This is a genomic window from Rheinheimera mesophila (genome assembly GCF_000986865.1).
Lineage (GTDB): Bacteria > Pseudomonadota > Gammaproteobacteria > Enterobacterales > Alteromonadaceae > Pararheinheimera > Pararheinheimera mesophila.
Window position 1 is genome coordinate 1 of sequence record NZ_LAVS01000042.1, and the last position, 5,278, is coordinate 5,278.

At 49.0% G+C, this 5,278-nt stretch carries 7 protein-coding genes; all 7 read left to right on the forward strand.

What is annotated here, in order from left to right:
- A partial coding sequence (locus SD53_RS12175; RefSeq protein WP_046520512.1) for a hypothetical protein occupies nt 1–773 on the forward strand: 773 nt, incomplete at its 5' end.
- Nucleotides 770–1,099 carry a DUF2590 family protein gene (locus SD53_RS12180; RefSeq protein ID WP_046520513.1) on the forward strand — a complete coding sequence of 110 codons (330 nt, stop codon included), beginning with the start codon at nt 770–772 and terminating at the stop codon, nt 1,097–1,099. The genes SD53_RS12175 and SD53_RS12180, both read left to right, overlap by 4 nt.
- Nucleotides 1,100–2,299 (forward strand): baseplate J/gp47 family protein, encoded by a 1,200-nt coding sequence (locus tag SD53_RS12185; RefSeq protein ID WP_046520514.1) that lies wholly within the window; start codon nt 1,100–1,102, stop codon nt 2,297–2,299.
- Entirely contained in the window at nt 2,299–2,928 is a 630-nt protein-coding gene (locus tag SD53_RS12190) for a hypothetical protein (RefSeq protein ID WP_046520515.1), read from the forward strand. The genes SD53_RS12185 and SD53_RS12190 overlap by 1 nt, the downstream gene beginning before the upstream one ends.
- Before the next feature lie 4 nt (nt 2,929–2,932).
- Complete coding sequence (locus SD53_RS18325) at nt 2,933–4,567, forward strand: phage tail-collar fiber domain-containing protein (protein ID WP_082101860.1); 1,635 nt, start codon at nt 2,933–2,935, stop codon at nt 4,565–4,567.
- A gap of 12 nt (nt 4,568–4,579) precedes the next feature.
- The gene (locus tag SD53_RS12200) at nt 4,580–4,780 is read left to right on the forward strand and encodes a hypothetical protein (RefSeq protein ID WP_046520492.1); all 201 of its coding nucleotides are present in this window, start codon (nt 4,580–4,582) and stop codon (nt 4,778–4,780) included.
- 8 nt (nt 4,781–4,788) lie between these two features.
- Nucleotides 4,789–5,278 (forward strand): baseplate complex protein (locus SD53_RS12205; protein ID WP_046520516.1); only part of this gene is annotated, 490 nt, incomplete at its 3' end.

Genomic DNA, 5,278 nt, shown 5'->3' on the forward strand with positions numbered 1-5,278 from the left:
ACATTGTGCCGTTTCAGCAGGACCAAGCACGTGCAGGAGTGCCAAAAGTTGAAGTCATAGCGCCAGTACAAAACCAAAACTTTGGTGCAGAAAAAGTAAATAACATAGTGCCGTTTCAGCAAGAACAAGCACGTGCAGGAGTGCCAAAAGTTGAAGTCATAGCGCCAGTACAAAACCAAAACTTTGGTGCAGAAAAAGTAAATAACATAGTGCCGTTTCAGCAAGAACAAGCGCGCGCAGGAGTGCCAAAAGTTGAAGTCATAGCGCCAGTACAAAACCAAAACTTTGGTGCAGAAAAAGTAAATAACATTGTGCCGTTTCAGCAGGACCAAGCACGTGCAGGAGTGCCAAAAGTTGAAGTCATAGCGCCAGTACAAAACCAAAACTTTGGTGCAGAAAAAGTAAATAACATTGTGCCGTTTCAGCAGGACCAAGCACGTGCAGGAATGCCAAAAGTTGAAGTCATAGCGCCAGTGCAAAATCAAAACTTAGGTGTAGAAAAAGTAAATAACATAGTGCCATTTCAGCAAGACCAAGCACGTGCTGGACTCCCAAAAGTTGAACTCATTACCCCAGTACAGCCGGTTGAAAATACCCAAACCGCCAGCAGAGTGGGCGCCATTGAGCCAGTGAAAGCCAATACGCCACGCGGCGGCATTACACAGCAAATAGCCAACGCCAATACCAGCAAATCAACCACTGTTGGCAACATCAACATTTACCCGCAAAAGGTCGACCCGAACTTTGCCAACTATGTGGAAATGCACGCATGAGCACCTACGCAGATTTGCACATTAGCAATGGCGACGTGGTACTAGATGCCGGATTAAGCCCGACCTATTTAACTGATCGGGCCGCCATAGCGCAGGACGTAGTACACGCCATTTTAGACACAGGCCTTGCCCATTTGCTGGTCAGCGACAGGGGCACAGGCGTAACGGCAGACACTCAAATACAACTGAAACTGTTGGTGGAAGAAGACGAACGGATCATGCCAGGCACGGTACGCATTGAAGAAGTAAACAGCGGCGAATGGTGGGTATTTGCTGACACCATCGACTTTGGCCCCATTTCATCCAGCATAGGCGGAGCGCTTTAAATGGCAGATAAAATCCCAGTGCCAACCATCAACTTTGCCAAAATTGTGGAAGCCGCAGGCATACCAACCACAGAGGACGGCTGGAAAGCACTGTTTAAACAAGACGTAGAAGCCGAGGGCAGCATTATTGCCAACGATTCGCCTTACTCGCCGTTCTGGCGCTTAATCAGTGCCATAGTGGCAAAGCCAGCCACATGGATAGTGAACAAGGTGCTAATCGGCATCATTCTGCCCAACCTGTTTTTAATGACAGCCACAGACGATCAGTTTATTGAAGCCAAAGCGTGGGAACATGGCTTAACCCGCAAAGCCAAAACCAAAGCACAAGGTAAAGTCAGATTTAAACGCGCTGCAGCACTGGGGCCAAGTCTTTTAATACCGGCCAACACAGTGATCCAAACCGACGCAATCAACGGCACAGTGTATAGGGTGCTGACTGTTGCAGACGTGTTTTTGCCCATGAATCAGGACAGCATCTTAGTGCCGGTAATCGCCGAAAATGCAGGGGCCGCTTACAACTTAGGGGCTGGGTATTACCATGTATTGCCTGTTGCAGTAACGGGCATCGGCAGCGCAATCAATGAGGCTGAATGGTTAGACGTGCTGGGCGCAGACGCCGAAAGCAACGACGATTTAAAGCTGCGCACCCGTAACGCATTTACAGCCGCAGCACCGTGGCATATTGACGCAGTTTACCGCGCAATCATCACAGAACGGGCAGGCCTTGACACCGACAACGTGTATTTTGAGCATGACGCCCCACGCGGCCCAGGCACAGCCAACGCCTATATTTTGCTGGACACAGGCGAACCATCCGAAGAACTGCTGGCCGACCTGCAAGCCTACGTGATGGAACAAGGCTTCCATGGCCACGGCGACGATATGCTGATACAGGCCATGCCAGGTGCTGAAGTAGCAATCAGCGTGTCGGTTTACCCGCATACCTATTTACTGGAAGAACAAGTCACCGAATTGTTAAGCGGTATAGAAGACTTTATCCGCTGTGCGTTCCGTGAAAACACCGACTACAACGCCACCAGAACAGAGCCTTTTGCCCGTTTTAGCTTTAGCCGTTTAGGCCAAGAGCTGCACGACCAATTTGCTGGCATTGAATCACTAAACTGGGGGCAGCCAGATATAACCAGCGGCAACAGTGTACCGCGCCTGACCACCTTAACCATTATAAACGGTAACGACTGATGATTATCGACTGGGCAAGCCTCACCAAAATGCCGTACTGGCTGGCAAAGCCGGGCGGCGAATTAGACAAGCTAAGAAAAGGCATGGTGCGGTTTTGGCAGCGCTTTGTCGACATGCTGCAGTTTGCCAGTCAGCAAATGGATCCAATGACAGCCGAGCTTGAATTTGTGCATCTGCTGGCATGGGAAAGGGACATAGAGCAAATACCAGGTGAAACCGAACTGATCTACCGAACCCGCGTTAAATACTCGCTGCCATTTGCAAAAGGTGCAGGCAGTAAATCGGGCTGGCTGGATATGTTCACCAAGCTGGGTATGCCAGGCGTCGCCATAGAAGAACGTTTCAGCGAGACGGATTGGGACGTGGTTGATTTAATGCTTTTGGACGACGAACTGGGCACCAATCAGCCATTGATCAACTCCCTTTGCCGCCAGTATGGCCGCACAACACGCCGTTACCAGTACAGCACATTGACTGTAGTGCCTTTCAATACGGCATTAAGCACATTTGACAAACAGAGCAGCTTTGAAGTCGCCGCAGTGAACACAAACCTGCGGCCAGTAGGCCGATTCATGACGATGGAAAATCAATCAAGTTTCCAAGTCGCAAAAATAACGCAAGGAACCTAAAGCCATGGCAAAAGTAATCACGTTAGCGGGCGAGCAACTATTTGCAACAAAAGAGCAAACCGATGAACCAAGGGGCATCGACACATTTATTTTTGCCTACATACCGGGGCAAGACCCAAGTGCACCGATTGACCGCGCCGAAGGGTTGCCTCTGCCTGGTCAAATCGTGCATCAGCAAATCGTGCAGCAACGCGGCAAAATAAACGATAACGTTGTGGTGTACTCCACAGTGTTGGACAGTGTAACGGGCCCATTTGAATTCAACTGGGTTGGCCTGTATTCATCAGATAACGACACGCTGGTCGCCATTGAAAAAATACCAACAGTGACAAAAACCATCACTGAGCCAGGTTCTGCAGGTAACACCATCAACCGCAACTTTGCCATGGAATACAGCGGCATTGCTGAAATTACCGGTATTACCGTATCACCAGAAACATGGCAGTTAGACTACACAGCGCGCCTAAACGGCATGGATGAACTAACCCGCGAACTGGCCGCAGACATGAACGGCAAGGACTGGTTTATCGAAGACGGTTTTAAAGTGGAAACGCACAGCACGTTAAATTCGTTTACCGTTTCGGCTGGGGTTGGTTATGTTTCAGGCCTTCGGGTAGAGCTGGAAGAAGACCATATTTTAACCTTAAGCGCCTATCCGCGTTTTGTGTATGTAGATGCCTGGTTCGACGGCACCAGTGAAAGCACTTGGAAAGGTCAGCATCAGTTTACCGTCAGCACTGAAGAACTAACCGATTACCTCGACAGTTCAGGCAAACAACATTACCTGTGCAAAATTGCAGTGATCACAAACGCTGCAACAGTCACAGACTTACGAAAAGTAGGTGCAATAGAGGACATAAACCAAAGGCTTGGTGCTAAGGTGATGGGCGTGATCAACGTCTCGGAAATCATCAACAACAGCCCCGAATTCATCCTGCCAATCACGCCAGAACTGGGCGCCTATATCACCTTAGCAGGGCATGGAGCCGCAAACTTTACCATTACAGGATTCGGTGATGCCTGCCCAGTAGGTTATACATTTTCCCTGCTAATACCAAGAACCATTGGGAATACAGGTGGGATCGTGAATGATATGGGGAAATACGTTCAGTTTTCTCACACATCCAGTGGCGACGGTATAGATATGTCTATAAATTCGAGACAGATTGGAGCTTCTACATTATACACTTACCAAGCTTACCCTGATGCAAATGACCAGTTTGGAAGTAAAGCAGCATTGTACGAACAGTTGCAGTTTGTTCACGAAGGCTCGGGCCGTTGGAGATGCGTTAAATTGCCAGATGTTGTATTTGGTTTGAACGAATATGGCGAATACCATCGACGTGCAGATGGATTGCAGATGATGGATGTAAAAACAGCGGGCATCCCGTGCACAACCAATTTGGGCTCTGTATTTATTAGTGCTCTTGTTACTGCAAGCTTTCCAGTTAAGTTTTTATCAACAACAACAACCTCAGTAAGACTATCGGGGTATGTTTTTGATTCAAACGTAAGATGGTTAGGTTTTACCTTAATAAATATTCTTCAAGTCACGTTTAACCATATTTCAGCCGTTAGTGCCCCGGGTAACTTGCCTGCAATAATAAGCGCTATGGGCCGCTGGAAACCAAACGTTTAAAGGAAAGACAAAATGCCAAAAATTCAAGCTTTTGCAACAGCAACAGGTGACAGAAATAGCTACATACTGATGGAAGTAGGTGAAAACGTTCCTATCGGCTACACCGAAAAAATGCCACCTTTAGCCGCCGAAGGCTATACCGTTGCATGGGATGAACAAGCGCAGGACTGGCACCAGGTTGCTATACCACAGCCAGAAACTGAGCAAGAGTAAGGCGCGCTATGCTTTCCCTAAACGCCCAAAAAATCCTACTCAAAGCCCTGCGGATCACGGCCAGCCAAGAGCTGGCCACCGAGGACGCCAGCGGACAGAGCAGTAGCACCGACACCGCTGAAACGGGCATGAAAGCTAAAATGCTGTCGGTGACTGGGTTTATTAAATTTGCCGACGTGGCCAACTTAACCAACCTGTTCAAACTGGCCGAGGCCACCCAGGGCGGGGCGCGGGTAACATACCGTATTGCCAACCGAACCGCCGAGGCGTTAGGCGTTAAACAGGTGAAGTTCAGCAGCAGCATTGAAGCCGTAGAGCAAGAAACAACCCGCCAGTGGAACATTAGTTTTACCTTGGCAGAAGTGCGAAGCGTGCCGCAGAAAAAAGAAGAACGGACACCGCAACCAGCGGCAGCCCAGCAGGGCGCAACAGGCCAAACCGCAGCAGAAGAAAACGCACCACCACAAACCGAAGTACCACTTACCGGTTTAACTGCCT